18 protein-coding genes, 2 pseudogenes and 1 riboswitch are annotated in these 16,987 nt (G+C 43.7%); of the genes and pseudogenes, 16 read left to right on the plus strand and 4 right to left on the minus strand.

The annotated features are described in order from the left end of the window. Positions 1-409: 409 nt before the first annotated feature. The 14 genes and pseudogenes from JCM19039_RS16435 (at position 410) to JCM19039_RS28125 (ending at position 9,346) form a co-directional block, all read left to right on the plus strand. Positions 410-1,141 carry a hypothetical protein gene (locus JCM19039_RS16435; protein ID WP_042429236.1) on the plus strand — a complete coding sequence of 244 codons (732 nt, stop codon included), beginning with the start codon at positions 410-412 and terminating at the stop codon, positions 1,139-1,141. Beyond that, complete coding sequence (locus JCM19039_RS16440) at positions 1,138-1,593, plus strand: hypothetical protein (protein ID WP_042429239.1); 456 nt, start codon at positions 1,138-1,140, stop codon at positions 1,591-1,593. Before JCM19039_RS16435 ends, JCM19039_RS16440 begins: the two co-directional genes overlap by 4 nt. A 223-nt stretch (positions 1,594-1,816) precedes the next feature. Then, a complete protein-coding gene (locus tag JCM19039_RS16445; protein WP_042429243.1) occupies positions 1,817-2,209 on the plus strand; it encodes a GntR family transcriptional regulator in 393 nt (130 codons plus the stop codon). Then, the gene (locus JCM19039_RS16450; protein WP_042429245.1) at positions 2,202-3,074 is read left to right on the plus strand and encodes an ABC transporter ATP-binding protein; all 873 of its coding nucleotides are present in this window, start codon (positions 2,202-2,204) and stop codon (positions 3,072-3,074) included. Before JCM19039_RS16445 ends, JCM19039_RS16450 begins: the two co-directional genes overlap by 8 nt. Beyond that, complete coding sequence (locus JCM19039_RS16455) at positions 3,064-3,972, plus strand: ABC transporter ATP-binding protein (RefSeq protein WP_042429247.1); 909 nt, start codon at positions 3,064-3,066, stop codon at positions 3,970-3,972. The genes JCM19039_RS16450 and JCM19039_RS16455 overlap by 11 nt, the downstream gene beginning before the upstream one ends. Positions 3,973-3,974: 2 nt before the next feature. Continuing rightward, the gene (locus tag JCM19039_RS16460) at positions 3,975-4,178 is read left to right on the plus strand and encodes a hypothetical protein (RefSeq protein ID WP_042429250.1); all 204 of its coding nucleotides are present in this window, start codon (positions 3,975-3,977) and stop codon (positions 4,176-4,178) included. Positions 4,179-4,221: 43 nt separating this feature from the next. Beyond that, the gene (locus tag JCM19039_RS16465) at positions 4,222-5,187 is read left to right on the plus strand and encodes an ABC transporter permease (protein WP_052398887.1); all 966 of its coding nucleotides are present in this window, start codon (positions 4,222-4,224) and stop codon (positions 5,185-5,187) included. Positions 5,188-5,345: 158 nt separating this feature from the next. Then, entirely contained in the window at positions 5,346-6,512 is a 1,167-nt protein-coding gene (locus tag JCM19039_RS16470; RefSeq protein WP_042429254.1) for a MalY/PatB family protein, read from the plus strand. 115 nt (positions 6,513-6,627) lie between these two features. Next, a complete protein-coding gene (locus tag JCM19039_RS24545; RefSeq protein WP_193744271.1) occupies positions 6,628-6,765 on the plus strand; it encodes a hypothetical protein in 138 nt (45 codons plus the stop codon). A 7-nt stretch (positions 6,766-6,772) separates the two neighbouring features. Then, positions 6,773-7,261, plus strand: a complete 489-nt coding sequence (locus JCM19039_RS16475; protein WP_042429257.1) for a YwpF family protein — start codon at positions 6,773-6,775, stop codon at positions 7,259-7,261. A 69-nt stretch (positions 7,262-7,330) separates the two neighbouring features. Then, positions 7,331-7,792 (plus strand): RNA deprotection pyrophosphohydrolase, encoded by a 462-nt coding sequence (ytkD, locus tag JCM19039_RS16480; RefSeq protein WP_042429259.1) that lies wholly within the window; start codon positions 7,331-7,333, stop codon positions 7,790-7,792. 204 nt (positions 7,793-7,996) lie between these two features. Next, a pseudogene (locus tag JCM19039_RS28115) lies at positions 7,997-8,592 on the plus strand (MFS transporter). After that, positions 8,577-8,849, plus strand: a complete 273-nt coding sequence (locus JCM19039_RS28120; RefSeq protein ID WP_373975908.1) for a hypothetical protein — start codon at positions 8,577-8,579, stop codon at positions 8,847-8,849. Before JCM19039_RS28115 ends, JCM19039_RS28120 begins: the two are co-directional and overlap by 16 nt. Next, complete coding sequence (locus JCM19039_RS28125; protein ID WP_373975913.1) at positions 8,849-9,346, plus strand: MFS transporter; 498 nt, start codon at positions 8,849-8,851, stop codon at positions 9,344-9,346. Before JCM19039_RS28120 ends, JCM19039_RS28125 begins: the two co-directional genes overlap by 1 nt. Before the next feature lie 466 nt (positions 9,347-9,812). Here JCM19039_RS28125 and JCM19039_RS16490 read toward each other — a convergent pair whose 3' ends face one another. The 4 genes and pseudogenes from JCM19039_RS16490 to pckA all read right to left on the minus strand — a co-directional run bounded on the left by JCM19039_RS16490 (position 9,813) and on the right by pckA (position 14,179). After that, entirely contained in the window at positions 9,813-10,619 is an 807-nt protein-coding gene (locus JCM19039_RS16490) for an ABC transporter permease (protein ID WP_042429261.1), read from the minus strand. Beyond that, positions 10,603-11,375: pseudogene (locus JCM19039_RS16495) on the minus strand (ABC transporter ATP-binding protein). Before JCM19039_RS16495 ends, JCM19039_RS16490 begins: the two are co-directional and overlap by 17 nt. Before the next feature lie 86 nt (positions 11,376-11,461). After that, entirely contained in the window at positions 11,462-12,451 is a 990-nt protein-coding gene (locus tag JCM19039_RS16500) for an ABC transporter substrate-binding protein (RefSeq protein WP_042429264.1), read from the minus strand. Positions 12,452-12,607: 156 nt separating this feature from the next. After that, a complete protein-coding gene (gene pckA / locus JCM19039_RS16505; protein WP_042429267.1) occupies positions 12,608-14,179 on the minus strand; it encodes a phosphoenolpyruvate carboxykinase (ATP) in 1,572 nt (523 codons plus the stop codon). Between the two features lie 171 nt (positions 14,180-14,350). Here pckA and JCM19039_RS16510 point away from each other — a divergent pair, with 171 nt between their 5' ends. Both JCM19039_RS16510 and metK read left to right on the plus strand, forming a co-directional pair. After that, positions 14,351-14,728, plus strand: a complete 378-nt coding sequence (locus tag JCM19039_RS16510) for a thiol-disulfide oxidoreductase DCC family protein (RefSeq protein WP_042429270.1) — start codon at positions 14,351-14,353, stop codon at positions 14,726-14,728. An 82-nt stretch (positions 14,729-14,810) separates the two neighbouring features. Then, positions 14,811-14,924: riboswitch (SAM riboswitch) on the plus strand. A 122-nt stretch (positions 14,925-15,046) separates the two neighbouring features. Next, positions 15,047-16,249 carry a methionine adenosyltransferase gene (metK, locus tag JCM19039_RS16515; RefSeq protein ID WP_042429273.1) on the plus strand — a complete coding sequence of 401 codons (1,203 nt, stop codon included), beginning with the start codon at positions 15,047-15,049 and terminating at the stop codon, positions 16,247-16,249. Positions 16,250-16,987: the final 738 nt, after the last annotated feature.

Consider the following 16,987-nt stretch of genomic DNA (forward strand, 5'->3'; position numbering starts at 1 on the left):
TTGATTTAGAAGACCCGGGTGCGAATTCAGTAAGTGTTGCGCTCAATCCATTTACGAGACGGGCTATTTTGGCATTACCAATCGGCAACGCATTGATATTATCGACATGGATTTGTGAATCGTTATCGGTGCACTCCCCATTGAAAGCGGAGCATTTCGAGTACAGACATTGCCGAAAGAAGCTCGTGTACGAAGGAAGCGGTATCGAGTTTCTTATTAAACACCAGGTCGAACACCGGCCTGGTTTTTTCGTGTCCACAACGTTTAGACGACATAGATGGGAGGGCTGTTATGTTTGTGTGTTCTGAATAATTTTACATAAACATTCAAAAATCACTGTACATTTCTTGTGTGATGTTATACTGTATATATATACATACACAGTATAACAGTTAATGGAGGTGTTCATTTGAAGAATGTGCTTGCTTTAATGCGTTTTGAGCTTCAAAAAACAAGCGTAACCCATACATTGTGGTTTCTGTTCGTCTTCACTGGACTCAGTTTTTTCTTAGCAGGGATGTTTCATGAGTTTGGTCACGTGTTGCCCCTTGATTTCTTAATCGTGTTAAGTGTTTGTTTATGGTCGAGTACCTTTTCATTGGCAGGGAAGGGGTTCTTTTTTACAGATCTAGGAGATCGGATGAGTTCACCATTTTACACATACATGAGACGCTTTCCGATCTCAGAAAGTGAGTTATTCGTAAGTCGTGCACTGATGAAGCTTATCATTAGTACTGTCCTCGTTGGAGGTATGCTTACAGCCGCTCTCATTATTTCACGAGATGCACCGTATGAGTTCGGTAGCTTTTCGTACGTTGCGTGGATTTTGCTATGGATAAGTTTTAGCCATATTTCCATCATGAATGCCAATGGAGAAATCGGCTATTCCCATCGGGAGAGGCCAGAATTATTCCGAGAAGGAATGTGGTGGAATTTCAGCTTTCTCGTTTTCTACGCACTCGTTCAACTTTTGCTCTTCGTCACGACCGGCTCTACCGTGAGTATTTTTTCGATGACAGTGAACGTCTCAAGTCATTATCCAATGGTCGCAGTCGGCATTGCATTATTCATCTCAGGGACGGCCATTTGTTGGTCACTCATACACGGGACAAGGAAGCTGAAGAGGAGGGAAACACAATGAGTAACGTAGTGCAATTGCTCAGTTGGCGGTTCAGTCATTACTCCAAGAGTGAATGGATGATGATGCTCATTTGTTTTCTTTCATACGGCTTAACGGCAGCGCAGTTCATGGGCATAGACAATCAAAACGTTACGATCATTAATTATATGTTTGAAATTGCGTTATTCTACGCACTGTTTATATGGTTTGGCCATTTTGGCCACCTGTCCAAGCAACTGTTTCACGGCAATCCTTTTCCCTATGTGCGAAGGCTACCCATTCCAGAGTCTGCGCTATTGATTGTACGAATGATGTTGTCGGCAGGGTTCGTGTTTATCGCCGCATTTTTTAGTATTATTCTTTTCGTTTTACTAGGTGATGCGACCGTGAACATCTTGTCCCTACTCGTATTCTGGCTTAGCATAAGCTTTTTGCGACGGCACTTGTACTTGCAGGCAGATCAGCCCAAATGAATTCGTAGCAAAAGGAATCATAGCTCCACTTTTTGCAGTTATTTATGTGATCGTTGGTGCTGCTTCCTTTCTCCAAGGTGGAAATACTTTTTACATTTGGACCATTCAAGCCATCGCAAAATGCCGGTCATTGTCCCACTTATCTCAGTGCTTCTAGGAATGACTGTCGTGTTCGGTGTCTATCGATTTGGAAAGCAGCAGATTCAGAGGAAGGTGGGTGCCCATGAAATTACCGGTTGAGGTGAATGAACAAAGTCAAGAACCCATCTATTATCAGATTGAAGAACAGATCAAAGCATTAATTGTATCTGGATCAATTCCTGCAGGCACAGCATTACCTTCCATTCGTGCACTGGCGGCTGATCTAGGTTGTAGTGTAATTACAACGCGAAGAGCGTATCAAAACCTTGAACAACATCATTACATCAAAACACAAAGAGGGAAGGGGACGTTCGTGCAAGAAGTCGATGTGAATGAGCGAGATTTAATGAAGGAAAAAACCGTCACCGAAGCATTGCAAAGAGCGATTCGTACCGCAAATCAACATGACTACACCGAAGAAGAGATTAAGACGTTATTTGAGCGTGTATTAAGAGAGGAGACGACCGATGCTTAAGGTGCAAGATGTGACGCGGAAAATGGGGAAAGAAGCTGTTCTAGGGCCGATTGATTTACACATTTCACCGGGGACGATTACGGCAATTGTTGCCAACAACGGTGCAGGGAAAACAACACTATTTCAGGCGATTAGCGGGGATTATCCTGGTTTTGGATCAGTGAGAGTGGATGGGCATTCTGTTCATTCAATTGCAGGGAAAGCACAGTTGTCTTATGTTCCGCAAACGTACCCAGAAGTTGAAGCGTTCCGATTAACTGATTTGCAAAAGTTACACAAGGAACATGATTTTTCGTGGCAAGACGACCGATTTCAAGCGATTGCGAGGCAATTCAAACTTCCAATGAAAAAGCCGATACAAAAATTGTCGGTCGGTATGAAACAAAAAGCGGTGATTGCAACCCAACTCTCAAGAAAAACGAATGTTAAACTACTGGATGAACCGTTTGCTGGTCTAGATATGGAAGGGCAATCACTCGTAGAGCGACTGTTGCTCGAAGAGTTAGAGGCGAACCCAAACGCAACGATTATTTTTGCCACACACGTCGCCGATGAAGTGCAGCGGCTGGCTGATTACGTTTGTTTTATGCATGCGGGCAAATTATCTGAACCTGTTGAGAAAGATTGGTTACAAGAGCGTTGGAAATACGTTTGGCTTCAAGAAGCGTTGCCCGGGAATGGACCGAGCGCCAGGGTAGAAGAAGTGAGCGTTGACCCGATGCCGAAAATCTTAACGAGAAATGCTTTAGAAACAGAGGAATGGGTGCGTGAAAATGGCGGAACGGTAGTGAAGCGTTCAAGTTTACGTTTGCACGAATCGATCCCACACATCTTGCGAAAAGGAGAGCAAAACGATGACGAATAAAACAGTATTGGAGCTAAAAGAGGTAAACAAATGGTTTCGCGATAAACATGCAGTTCAAAACATCTCCTTTGCCGTCCAAGAAGGAAAGATTACCGGCATTCTCGGCCCAAATGGAGCGGGCAAGTCGACACTCATCCGAATTTTAATGGGCATCATCCGCCAAGATGAAGGAGAAGTCGGCTATTTGATCGGTAAGGATCATAATCTACCACGTGAACTCATCGGCTTTTTGCCTGAAGAAAGAGGATTGTATAAAAACGAGAAGATCATTGATGTGATTCTTTATTTAGCAGACTTGAAAAACTATGATCTGAATAAAGCGAGAGACCGGGCAAGTATGCTATTAGAGAAGCTCGGCCTAAAAGGGTATGAGAAAACGAAGATTGAAGAGTTATCAAAAGGGATGGCGCAAAAAGTCCAATTTATCGGAAGCATCATCCACGAGCCGAAATTCCTCGTCCTTGATGAGCCTTTTTCAGGCTTGGACCCGGTCAGTCAAGACACATTTAAAGCGGAGATTCGAGAGCTTGCAGCGAACGGAACGGCAATTCTTTTGTCATCACACCAGATGAATATCGTCGAACAGTTGTGTGATGAAATTCTTCTCATTCATCACGGACAGAAAGTGGCTTACAATACGGTTGCAAACATAAAAGAGCAATTCGCAAACTATAAGTGTGTGCTTGTTGGTATAAATGAAGACGTGAACTTTGAGGAAGACAGTCGGGTGGAGCGAATGGAGCGAGAAGGGCAAACGGTTACGATTCATTTTCATCAAGATGTTCACCCACTTCGCTTTGTTCGCGATTTACCAGATTCACTCGAGTGGGATGAAATGCATATCGATCGAAAATCATTACATGACATCTTTGTATCGATAGCGAAAGAGGAGGGATAACGATGGGAAAGTGGACGAAAGTGGCACGTTGGGAAATTCGAAGAAACCTTAAAAATAAGACATTTATTATCTCTTCATTAATGACTCCAGCTATTTTTCTAGTCATGTTCTTTATTTTTGGTGCGATCGGTGGGGACGATACGGCAACTGAAGTGGGCCCTGAATTAGATGAGCGTGACAATGACAGATTTATACGTGATGGATGAGCCGAGGCATATGAGACTTTGCGTCTACGATTGAGCTCTTGGGTTGCCGTATGAGCCGATAGAAACAGAAATGACCGAGGCAGAATTACATGAGCAAGGTGAAGAACAGTCGATTGCTTATCTAGTCTTAGGTAGTGATCAAATTGAAGCCGGAGTGTCCGAAGGCCACACAGCGTCTCCTTTTGAATTGCAAGCGGATCTAGAGCTTGTTCAACAATCAATGCTGCTCGGTGAGTTTGGGATTGAGCCTGAAGCTGTAGGCGAGGTATTGATTGCTTCTCACGTTACGGTGTCAACGCTTCAATCAGGCAATGATGAAGATCCGTTAGCTGAATTTATCCCTGCCATTTTTGGTGGCGTCGTTCTTCTTAGTATTATCATTACCGGTATGATGACATTAAACAGTTCGATGCAAGAGAAAAAAGACAAGATGGCTGAGACTTTGCTTTCGTCAGTGACTCCGAATGACATGATGAAAGGGAAGATTTTTGGGTACTTTGTGCTCGGCATGTTGCAAGTGGCTTTATGGTTGGTCATCGGAATTCCGATCGCACAGTTTTACGGAGACCTCCCAGTTCTTGAAAACATTGTTTCCCCACTTACTCTTTTATTCTTATTATATGGCGTACTTGGTTACTTGTTTTTTGCATCCATGTACGTTGCGCTTGGCGCTACGATCGAAGATGCGACGACTGCAGGAAACTTTACAGGGATTTTTATGATGCTTCCGTTTTTGCCTTTCCCGTTTATCGGCGCTTTTATTGCTGATCCGTCAGGCGTCATCGCAACGGTAGCAAGTTACTTCCCGTTTACAAGTTCAATGGTGATGATTGTTCGTGTCGTGATGTTAGATGAATTCCCACTCCTTGAAGTGATCTTGTCTCTTGTTGTGCTCGTCATTTTTGTAGCATTAATGATGAAGATTGCTGGGAAAATTTATAAAACAGGCATGCTGATGCACGGTAAAAATGCAACCCCAGCCGAGATGTGGAAGTGGATTCGACAATAGAGGACTCATGAACGAGACGGACGCCACCCACCTTTCGTTAGTGTACGGTGGCGTCTTTGTCGTTTTCAAAATCCTTGCTGTGAGTAACTCTCTTTGCCGAGAGTACTCGGATGGAGTAGAATATAGAGACAAGTGATAAACACAAGGGGTTGAGGACGATGAATTTTGACGAGATCATTGAGCGAAATCAGACAAATTCAATGAAATGGGATGCGGTAAAAACGATATATAAATCCGATGATGTCTGGCCAATGTGGGTCGCTGATATGGACTTTAAAGCGCCCCAGCCTGTGCTGGACGCTCTCCATAGAGTGACTGAACACGGGGTGTTTGGCTACCACCTCCCGCCAGAATCATTAAGAGAAGCGATTTCTGAATGGATGCTTAAGCGCTTCGATTGGCAAGTAGAGACGAAACAGATAACATTTACGCCCGGGGTTGTACCGGCAATTCATCACCTCATTCAAGCACTCACGAATGAAGGCGACAAGATTATCATTCAACCGCCGGTGTATTACCCGTTCTTTTCATTAGTGAATGTGAATAAACGCGAGTTGCTAGAAAACTTCTTATTGGAAGATTCTGGTTCGTATCAGATGGACATGGATGATCTTGAAACCCACATGAAAAACGGTGCAAAAATGCTCATCTTATGTAACCCCCATAATCCGAGCGGTCGGATGTGGAAACAGGATGAGCTTGTAGAACTGCTTGAACTGTGTAAGAAGTATAATGTAACTCTCGTATCCGATGAGATTCATTCCGACGTAATTTTGCACGGTAAGCATGTCCCGTTGGCGTCCATAGCTGGAGCAGAAGACGTTCAAGTAGCCACATGTATGGCTCCAAGTAAGACGTTTAATCTCGCTGCATTGCAACTTTCTTATGTGATTTCTAACGATGATGAGTTGCAGAGAAAGCTTGAATTGCAGATGAAACAAACGTTCAGTGGCATTGGCAGTCCATTTGCATCGGCAGCAGCCGAAGCTGCGTACCGTGAGGGGGAGCCTTGGCTCGAAGATATGCTTGCTTATGTTCAAAGCAATGTGGACTACGTGAAACAACGTTTAGATGAACAGATGCCAAAAATCCGCTACATGGACCCTGAATCAACGTACCTCCTTTGGTTAGACTTTAGAGCCTTGAATTTTGAGGAGAAAGATCTGGAGCAATGGCTACGACAAGATGCTAGACTTGCATTGAATGATGGTCATACATTTGGGAAACCAGGGTCTGGATTTGCAAGAATGAATCTCGGTTGCCCAAGAAGTCATGTGAAAGAAGGACTAGATCGGCTACAAAAAGCGTATGAGCAACTCGTATAGTCTGGCATACCCATTTTTTACTGCAAAATTTAAAGGAAAATGTACATGTTTATCGAACCTATGTAATAGACATGTATAGACGATTTTCCAAAAGGGCGAAAAGGGGAATGTCTGAATGGATTTGATTGAAGAATTCAAGCAAGCATTGGAGCGTCCGCTGACCGACCAGGAAGAACGTTTCCTGATCTGGCTTCAAGAAGAAGAAAATAAGCGAAACAATCAGCGATCTCACTCAATGAATTCATGGATGTGATGAATAAATGAAGACGTTTAGACTAAAGGGATTGCGATTACTACTAGAAAAAGATACAGAGCCTGGTCATGAGAAAATTGAATTGCATGAGGGACTTGTCATTAACCGTGAAGAGGGCGGTTGGTGGCTTCTTGAAGTCGTCGTTGATGCCGATGCGAAGAAAGTATTCGACCCACTCAAAGAACAAGAAACCGATGTCATGATGGAAGTCATTATTTCCCATGAGAACAATGACCCGGCGACGATGGTCGGTCGCATTCGCTCTGGGAGAGAGCTAGAGTCCACATATTCTTATTTAATTGACAGTAAGATGGCGATGAAAAAAGAAGATGTATTCAATTACATTTTGGATTCGCTCATTGCCGATGGCTACACTGGAGATCAGTTGATTGAAGAATTCAAGAACCGAAAAGCAGACAACGCCAACTGGTCACAACAGATGGCACGCTCTCTTTATGAACAGTATAGAGAAAAAGGTTCACCGCTTAGTGAATAAGTAAGACGGGCCGATCCAACATGAGATCGGTCTTTTCGTCATACACTATAAGAAAAAAGGATTTCGATTATGCATAAGTTCCGCGATTATTATGGGAATCATGTTCGTCTGTCGTTTGAACGGGAAGTCTTCTCGACAGACCCAAAACACGTCTGGGTCATCTGCCGGCTCAAAAAAGAGTGGCTACTCACTCAACATAAAGACCGAGGGCTCGAATTCCCTGGTGGGAAAGTGGAACCTGGAGAAAATCCGGAGATGGCAGCCGTGCGAGAAGTGTGGGAAGAGACGGGTGCTCGAATCCACTCCCTTGAATACGTCGGGCAATATGAAGTACAGGCAAAGGCAGAAACCGTCATAAAAAATATTTACTTTGCAGAAGTAGCAACGCTTGAAAGGCAAGCCAACTACTTTGAAACGAAAGGTCCGGTCTTACGTAAACAATTGCCAGTAAGAATTAAGCAAGATTCGGCGTATAGCTTCGTCATGAAAGATGATGTTTTGCAGCTCTCGATGGAGCGTTTGAATGTATAGTTGTTCAAATGCTCTTTTTTGTGAATCTGAACTCTTTCGTTTGCCGAAGGTTTTGATTCGGCGTATAATCTTCTATTAGTCTAAGATAAAATGGTAGATTCAAATAGGGAGTCCTACATGAAGCAAAACGAACCATATAGTAAAGTGTTAATCGCCTCTTTGTTAATTGCAGGGTCATTTGTAGCTGTATTAAATCAAACGTTAATGATTACAGCGATCCCACCGATCATGGATGAAATGGGAATTACCGCAAATACAGCGCAATGGCTAACAACAATCTTTATGCTGATCAATGGAATTATGATTCCGATTACTGCGTTTTTAATTGAAAAATTTACAACACGCCAACTATTTTTAACTGCGATGCTCGTATTTTTAGTCGGCACAATTTTTGGTGGGTTAGCGACAAATTTCCCGACACTCATTACAGCAAGAGTCATTCAATCCATCGGTGCAGGTGTGATGCTTCCCCTCATGCAAACCGTTTTTCTGTTAATTTTCCCAGTCGAAAAACGGGGAACTGCAATGGGTACATCGGTTTAGTCATTTCTTTTGCCCCAGCTATTGGACCGACACTTTCAGGTTGGGTAACGTCGAATTATGAATGGCGCTTTTTATTTTGGGGAATTGTACCACTCACAATTGTAATGATTATCGTTGCCTTTTTTGCGATGAGAAATGTGACAGAACAACGAGAGCGTTCAGTGGATGTGCTGTCCATAATTTTATCCACATTCGGTTTTGGAGGTTTGTTGTACGGCTTTACGAGCGCTGGTAACCAAGGATGGCAGATCCCGTAACACTTCTCGTTCTGTTTGTCGGACTAGCGTCCTTGTTGCTGTTTGTGCACAGACAACTAACGATGAAACAACCGATGCTAGAATTACGTGTATTCAAACTTCGCATATTTACGATCTCATCAATTATCGCTGCGATTGGTTTTCTCGGATTAATTGGTTTAGAAACGATTATTCCACTTTATTTGCAAAATATGCGCGGGTTTACAGCGATGGAGCAGGGCTTGTCATTTTACCCGGGGCGCTCATTGCCGGATTGATGGCCCCGATTACCGGTCGGATTTTTGACCGAATTGGAGCGAAAGCACTTGCCGTACCTGGGCTCATTCTCATGAGTGTGTCCACAGTTGGTTTAATGTTTATTGACCAAACGACGACGCTCGTTTACATTTCCGTCATGTTTGCAATTCGGATGTTTGGGTTTTCGATGGTGATGATGCCTGTCAATACGGCAGGGTTGAATCAGCTGCCGCCTAAACTTATCCCTCACGGTGCAGCAGTAAGCAACACCGTCCGTCAAATGGCGGCTTCAATTGGAACAGCGATGCTCGTCACAACGATGACGACTACAGCCGTTGTAGCAGATCAACAAGGAAGCACGTTCGACCCAGATATTTTAGGTGCAATAATGGCGACAGGCGTCGTTGCTCTTCTCACTGTAGCCGCTCTTCTCTTATCGTTTAAGGTTACACGCACTTATCCATTAACGGATGAAGAATGGGATGAAAGAGAACGACAAAAATGCGAACGCGCATAGTTCGTGGTTTCGCGTCGTGATTAAAGGAGTTCTTAACGACGACAAAAGTGGAGTTTGAGGTTGATACGCACATTTAAGGAAGGATTGACCGCGTTTCCTCGTTAACCACCTGGTTTTTATGGGCTAGACAAACGAAGGAAAGCGAATCACTCGTTTGGCCAGAGAGGGAGGTTACCCTCTCTGGCTTTTTATAGGACAATCGAGCAGGCATCTCGGGCAATACATAGCCCGAGATGCCTCGTAAATTTTGAATTGTGACCAGTCGGAATCTTTATGAGACATTTTCCGTCCCCAAACGCCGGTATTTCTACCTGAACGGTCACTTACCCAGCTATTTGTGACAATTCGCTCCTTTAATCACGGAGACAAGCTTCCATCTGCACGTAACTCGTTCTTAAAGAAGAGACACTGTACCGTCAAAACCGGCACAGTGTCTCCTCTTTAATCCTGTCATTTTGATAAAATGCTATTGTCTACGCTTCTTGTTCATGGATCGCTCAATGATTGCAACCCCTTGATACATAAGCGTCGCGAGTATAGCTACGAGTACAAGGCTGAGCATCACCATGTTAAAGTTAAACACTTGGAATCCGTAAATAATCATATAGCCAAGGCCTTGGTTTGAAACGAGATATTCCCCAACAATGACTCCGACCCATGCTAAACCGACGTTGACTTTTAATGCGGAAACCATTGCCGGATAGGATGCTGGAAGAATAACGTAGCGGAAACGTTGGGAACGCTTAGCTCCAAACGTATCGACGACTTTTACAAAATTTGGGTCTGTCTCTCTAAACGCATTGTAGATGACGAGTGTTGTGACGATAATGGAAATGAGAACCCCCATAGCGATTACGGAACTCATATTCGGTCCAAAGCTGACGATGAGAATGGGTCCAAGCGCGACTTTAGGCATCGCATTTAAAATGACGAGATAAGGGTCAAGCACACGAGAAAGAAAAGGAGACCACCATAAACTAGCGGCAATAACAATTCCACCGATCGTTCCAATGATAAATCCAAGAATCGTCTCCAGAAGCGTGACGCCTATATGGACATGTAGTGTACCACTTGTCAACATACTTACAAATAATTCAAATACGTTGGAAGGGGAGCTAAACAATAAAGGGTCAATCCATTGCATTCGGCTCGCAACTTCCCATAGAACGAAGAAGCTGATCAAGATAAAAAGTTGGGTCCCTCGAATTTTCCACTTTTCTAATCGCTTGGCTTTTACATGCTTTTCGTATTGTTCTTTAATTTGTGGTTTCAAGGGATTCTAACTCCTTCCAAATCGTCTGGAACCACCATTGGAACTCGCTATGATTTCTCGCTTCCAATGGCGTTAAAGACCGCAATTCAGTTGGAATGATAAACACTTCTTGAACGACAGAAGGACGGTGACTTAATAAGATGACGCGATCGCTCATCGCAATTGCTTCACTAATGTCATGTGTGACAAGCACGGTTGTTTTCTTTCTTGCTTTAAGCGTTTCGTGAATCAGATCTTCTAAATATAATTTTGTTTGATAGTCAAGAGCAGAGAAGGTTCATCAAGTAATAAGAGGGAAGGTTTTGCTGCAAGCGTGCGGACGAGAGCAGCACGTTGCCTCATGCCGCCAGAGAGTTCAGAAGGCATCTGATCAATGTGGCGAAGGAGCCCCATTTGATCTAACAGGTCCTTTGCATAATCCTCATTTTCCTTCGTTTTCGTTCGGGTAATATCAAGACCGATGTTAATATTGTCGCCAATCGTTAGCCACGGAAAAAGATAATCTTGTTGAAGCATATAACCAATGTTGGTTGTCTGAGAGGTCACTTTTGCCCCGTCTAATTTGACATCGCCGCTTGACGGTGTCGTTAAACCCGCAACCATAGATAGTATTGTTGTTTTCCCACAACCACTCGGACCGATGATGGAAACGAATTCACCATCGTCAACTTCCAAATTTACATTACGAATCGCTTCAACAATATCAGATCCGGTAAAGAAATATTTCTCGATGTTTTGCAATTGCAATCGTGCCACGGATCTACCTCCTTTAATCATCTATAGAGGGGAATTGAACATTGAAGAGGGCTCCTGAACCGCTTCAGAAGCCCTGAACTAAACGATTACTCTAATGCTTGATCCGTAATGGAACGATTGACGAGCTCTTCGTAATCAAATCGCTCTGGAAGCTCCCCAGAATCGTCCATAATATTTTGTAAGTGCTCCCACCCGTCTTCATCAATATACGGATCTTTTGCATAGGAGTCTTGGTTGCGGTACCTTTCGATGACTTGAGCAATCAATTGTTCAGATGTTTCATCAAAATAAGGAGCAATGGAAGTTGCAATTGTTTCAACATCTTCCTCTTGAACGAACTGCTGTGCTTTATAAAGTGCACGGTTGAATTTCACGAGCATCTCTTCATTATTTTCAATCGTACTTTCTTTCGTAATAAAACTTGTGTACGGTAAAATCCCTGATTCTTCCCCAAAGCTAGCGACGACATAACCTAACCCTTCTTCCTCAAACTCTGTCGCTTGCGGTTCAAAGAGTTGAACAAAATCTCCAGACCCTGAAGCAAATGCACCTGCAATATTGGCAAAATCAATGCTTTGATCAAGGGTTACGTCTTCATCAACATCAATGCCATTTTGTGCAAGTGCGTATTCTCCGGCCATCTGTGGCATGCCTCCGGCCCGCTGACCGAGGTATTCCTTGCCACGTAAGTCTTCAAATGTGAAGTTTTCAATCGGTTCTCTTGATACTAAAAAGGTTCCATCTGTTTGTGTTAAGGCCCCGAAGTTGACGACGCTGTCACTTGGGTTTTGAGCGTGCACATAAATGGATGTTTCAGAACCAACTAAAGCGACATCCGCACTGTCTGCTAGCAACGTCGTCATCGTTGTGTCGCCGCCCCACGTTGTTGTAATGTTAATATCTAAGCCTTCATCGGCAAAGAAGCCTTCCTCAACCCCTACGTATAGCGGCGCATAAAAAATCGAACGAGTCACTTCTGCAACTTCTACCGTTTCTGTTTCTGAGTCCGTGCTACAAGCACTAAGAAGCAGCACCGCTAAAACCGGAGCAACGAGTCGTCGATATGTTCTTTTCATATGATCTTCTCCTCCAAAATGTTTCAATACACCTATCATATGCGGATTGTATAGACGGGTGTTTGTTTATCTGAGAAAACATCTCGGGATTTTTAAGCATAAAAAAGCTGTTCAAACCCATCACTAGACGGATTTAAACAGCTGTACAGTAATTATTTATGATTCAAATGTTGGGCCTGCTTTTCGAATGTCATCAGACACGTGAGAGAAGCGTGCAAAATTCTCTTTAAACTTGCGAGCCAGCTCTTTTGCCTTTTCGTCATATGCTGCTGGGTCGTTCCATGTAGATTTTGGTTGCAACACTTCATCCGGTACACCAGGTACACGTGTAGGAATATGCAATCCGAAAAACGGATCAGCAGTCGTATCAACGTGGTCAAGCTCCCCTTCAAGCGCAGCTTGCACCATCGCTCTTGTGAAGCTAAGTGGAATGCGCTCGCTCACTCCATAGCCACCAGCATTCCAGCCAGTGTTAACGAGAAATACATTCACATCATGCTGATCAATCTTCTCACCGAGCATTTCCGCATAAACAGAAGCATGTCGTGGTAAGAATGGTGCCCCGAAACAGCTTGAGAAAGTCGCTTCAGGTTCTGTAACGCCACGCTCTGTACCTGCTAGCTTGCTCGTATATCCACTTAAGAAATGGTACATCGCTTGCTCTTTTGTAAGTTTACTAATTGGAGGAAGAACCCCAAAAGCATCAGCTGTTAAAAATACGATTGTATTTGGGTGACCTGCCATACTTTGTGGAAGCATGTTCTGGATGTGTTCCAACGGGTAAGCAGCTCTTGTATTCTCCGTGTAATATCCATCGTCATAGTCTGGTTTACGACTTTCATCATCTAAGACGACGTTTTCGAGAACAGCCCCGAAACGAATGGCGTCATAAATGTCAGGTTCTTTATCCTTTGAGAGGTTGATCGTTTTCGCGTAGCAACCTCCTTCGATATTAAACACACCGTTTTCTGACCAACCGTGCTCATCGTCACCGATAAGAAAACGCGTACGGTCTGCGGATAGCGTCGTTTTTCCTGTGCCAGATAATCCGAAAAATAATGCAACGTCGCCTTCTTTACCGGTGTTTGCAGAACAGTGCATCGGCAATACATCTTGAGCAGGTAACAAGAAGTTCATTATCGAGAAAATGGACTTCTTCATCTCACCGGCATATTCTGTTCCGCCAATGAGGACAATGCGCTCTTCAAATGAAATGTGAACGAACGCTTCAGAACGTGTTCCGTCTTCGGTTGGATCTGCTTTATACCCAGGAGCAGATACGATCGTAAAACCGCTGTCTTCCTCCGCTGGCGTTTCTCCTTCTTCAGGACGAATAAACAATTGACGGGCAAACAAATTATGCCACGCAAACTCGTTAATCACACGTAGCGGCAGACGATAATCTTTATCTTTTCCGGCATAACCGTGTGTCACAAATAACGATTCTTGTTGCCCTAAATAGTGAACAACTTTACGATATAAAGAGGAGAATACATCTTTTTCTACAGGGGTATTCACGACACCCCAATCAATGTCTTCATGTATAGTCGGTTCATCAACGATAAATTTGTCTTTCGGGGATCGACCCGTATACAAACCAGTGGTTGCTGCAAACGCTCCAGACTTCGTTAGCACACCTTCGTTGCGTGAGAGCGCTCTTTCTACTAATCTGGACTCAGGAAGGTCCTGTTCAACGTGTTCCCCACTTAATAAATGTTGGAGGCAGATTCAAAAGATACGGTACTCATATTGGCAAAATCCTTTCTCACATTGTTCACGATACGAAAGTGTGAATTTGAAATTAGTATAACACATTTTAACTTATAGTCTATACTATTTTTCGATTTCACAAATGTGCCATGATTATTGTGTAAAAAAACAAGATAGGGGCGATTTTGGATGAAAGCATGTGTTGTATTTTATGATAGCCATTGTTCACTTTGTCAAAACACGAAGGAGAAGTTGCAAAAATATGCCACATTTCGCCAAGTGAAATGGGTGTCTACACGTGAAGAAAATTTGGAAAAACACTATTCTTTTGCACGATACGTCGATTTTGAACGAGAGATGTACGTCCTCGTTGACGATACGTATGTGTACGGAGGGTATGACGGTGTTATTCGGCTTTTACGCTTTCACCCGCTGCTTCGCATGCCGTTATTCTTTGGCTCCAAAAACCCAATACGACCAATCGGCAAAAAGCTGTATGAGAAAATTGCAGCGAATCGACCGATGATTGGCAGTACATGTAAGGATGGACTTTGTAAAATTAGCTAAATGCATATAAACGGTATAACACAATAAAAGAAGCCATCTCGTTTGCAATTCTTCTATATAACCTTTATATTATTCAAGTAGGCTTTTATCAGGAGAAGGTGGAGGGACAGGCCCGATGAAACCCAGCAACCACTTGCCGAGTGCAGGAATGGTGCCAACCTGGCAAAACACAACTCTGTGTTCTGCAAGATAAGAGGCGAAAGGTGAAACGCAATGCTCCTTCCCTCACAGGTGAAGGGGCTTTTTCATGTTCAAACGGCACGAATTGAGGATCTACACATATAGAGTAAGTAGGAATTGTTTGAGGAGGAAACAAATATGGAAGCAAATGGCCGGAGGCTTTTTACATCTGAATCAGTGACAGAAGGGCATCCAGATAAGATATGTGATCAAGTTTCTGATGCAATCTTGGATGAAATTCTCACCCATGATCCGAATGCCCGGGTTGCATGTGAAACTGTAGCGAATACGGGACTTATTCTTGTGACAGGAGAAATTACGACGACCACATACGTGGATATTCAGAAAATCGTACGAGAAACGTTGAGTGAAATTGGCTATACGAGGGCAAAATACGGTCTAGACGCAGAGACTTGTGCAATTATTACTGCCATTGATGAACAATCCCCTGACATCGCTCAAGGTGTTAATGCAGCGTTAGAAGCACGCGAAGGCGTTATGACCGACAAAGAAATTGATGAAATTGGTGCGGGAGATCAAGGATTAATGTTTGGGTATGCAGATAATGAAACTCCAGAGTATATGCCGATGCCGATTTCGCTTTCTCACCGTCTTGCAAGACAACTAACGAAAGTACGAAAAGATGGCGTCTTAGATTACTTGCGCCCAGACGGAAAAACACAAGTGACGATCGAATACGACGACAATCATGAACCAGTACGCGTTGATACGATCGTTATTTCGACCCAGCATCATCCTGAAGTGACCCTCGAGCAAATTGAAAAGGATGTTAAAGCAGAAGTCATCGGTCCGGTTGTACCGGAAAAGTGGATCGACAGCGAAACAAAATACTTTACTAATCCGACAGGGCGGTTTGTCATCGGTGGTCCTCAAGGTGATGCAGGCCTAACTGGACGAAAGATTATTGTCGATACGTATGGTGGTTTTGCTCGTCACGGTGGTGGTGCTTTTTCTGGTAAAGATCCAACAAAAGTGGATCGTTCCGGGTCTTATGCCGCGCGGTATGTCGCAAAGAACCTCGTTGCCGCTGGACTTGCCGACAAATGTGAAGTACAACTCGCGTACGCAATTGGCGTTGCCAAACCTGTATCCATCTCCATTAATACATTTGGTACCGGAAAGGTGTCGGAGAGCGTTTTACTCGAACTCGTTGACCGTCACTTTGACTTGCGACCTGCAGGCCTCATTCGCATGCTCGATTTGAGAACACCGATCTACAAGCAAACAGCTGCATACGGTCATTTCGGAAGAACAGACGTTGACCTTCCGTGGGAACGTACTGACAAAGCAGATCAGCTAAAAGCAGAATCAGGAATCTAAACAAAAAGCTCAGCCAGTGGCTGGGCTTTTCTATATGAATGTAGGCTAGAAGCAAAGAAGCAATGCCATTTATACAAGATAAATTACCCTCTCATGTAGAAAATCTTATACTATATATTCACGTAATAAGAATTGCACAGCGCGTCACGCTCGTTTCCCTATCGAGCCATGCTAGCCGGTACTTCTGGCACCCAAGTATACGAAAAAAGTTGCGTGTACATACGAGTTCAACCAAGGTTGCGAAGGTATTTGTGAGCAAAAATTACTCGTTGTATAACATTTGGGGATTTTTAGGAGGTCGGTGTTCTAGATCGCGTTAAAACGTTGGTTTTTTCCAGATACTGGACGATCTATATAAATTGAACGAAAGAATTTCATCAAGAACCAATGGGAAGCTTGGTAAGGTGGAAACTGTGCTCGAGTTGGGACAGAACGGTTCTCAAGTTGGGGAAATCGCAGAAAAAGCAATATATTCTCCAAACTCGGTAACAGAATAAGCAAACTTGGGAGCAGATTACCGGGTCACGTGTAAAATCCCCGCTTTGAAGTACCCAAATGCTGTCGGCGCGAGCCGCGCCGAACCGAGTCCGATTTGGCTTCGGCCTGCTGGGGCCGACAGGGGGCTCGCTTATGGGCATTGAATCTGCGCTCCAGTTGGAACAAACTGCGTGCAAGTTTAGCGAAATGAGCGCCAAAATCGTTAAACTAGGCAAACTTGCGCGCAGAACGTGTAAACTA

Source organism: Geomicrobium sp. JCM 19039 (genome assembly GCF_000698145.1).
Classification (GTDB): Bacteria; Bacillota; Bacilli; order Bacillales; family Marinococcaceae; genus Geomicrobium_A.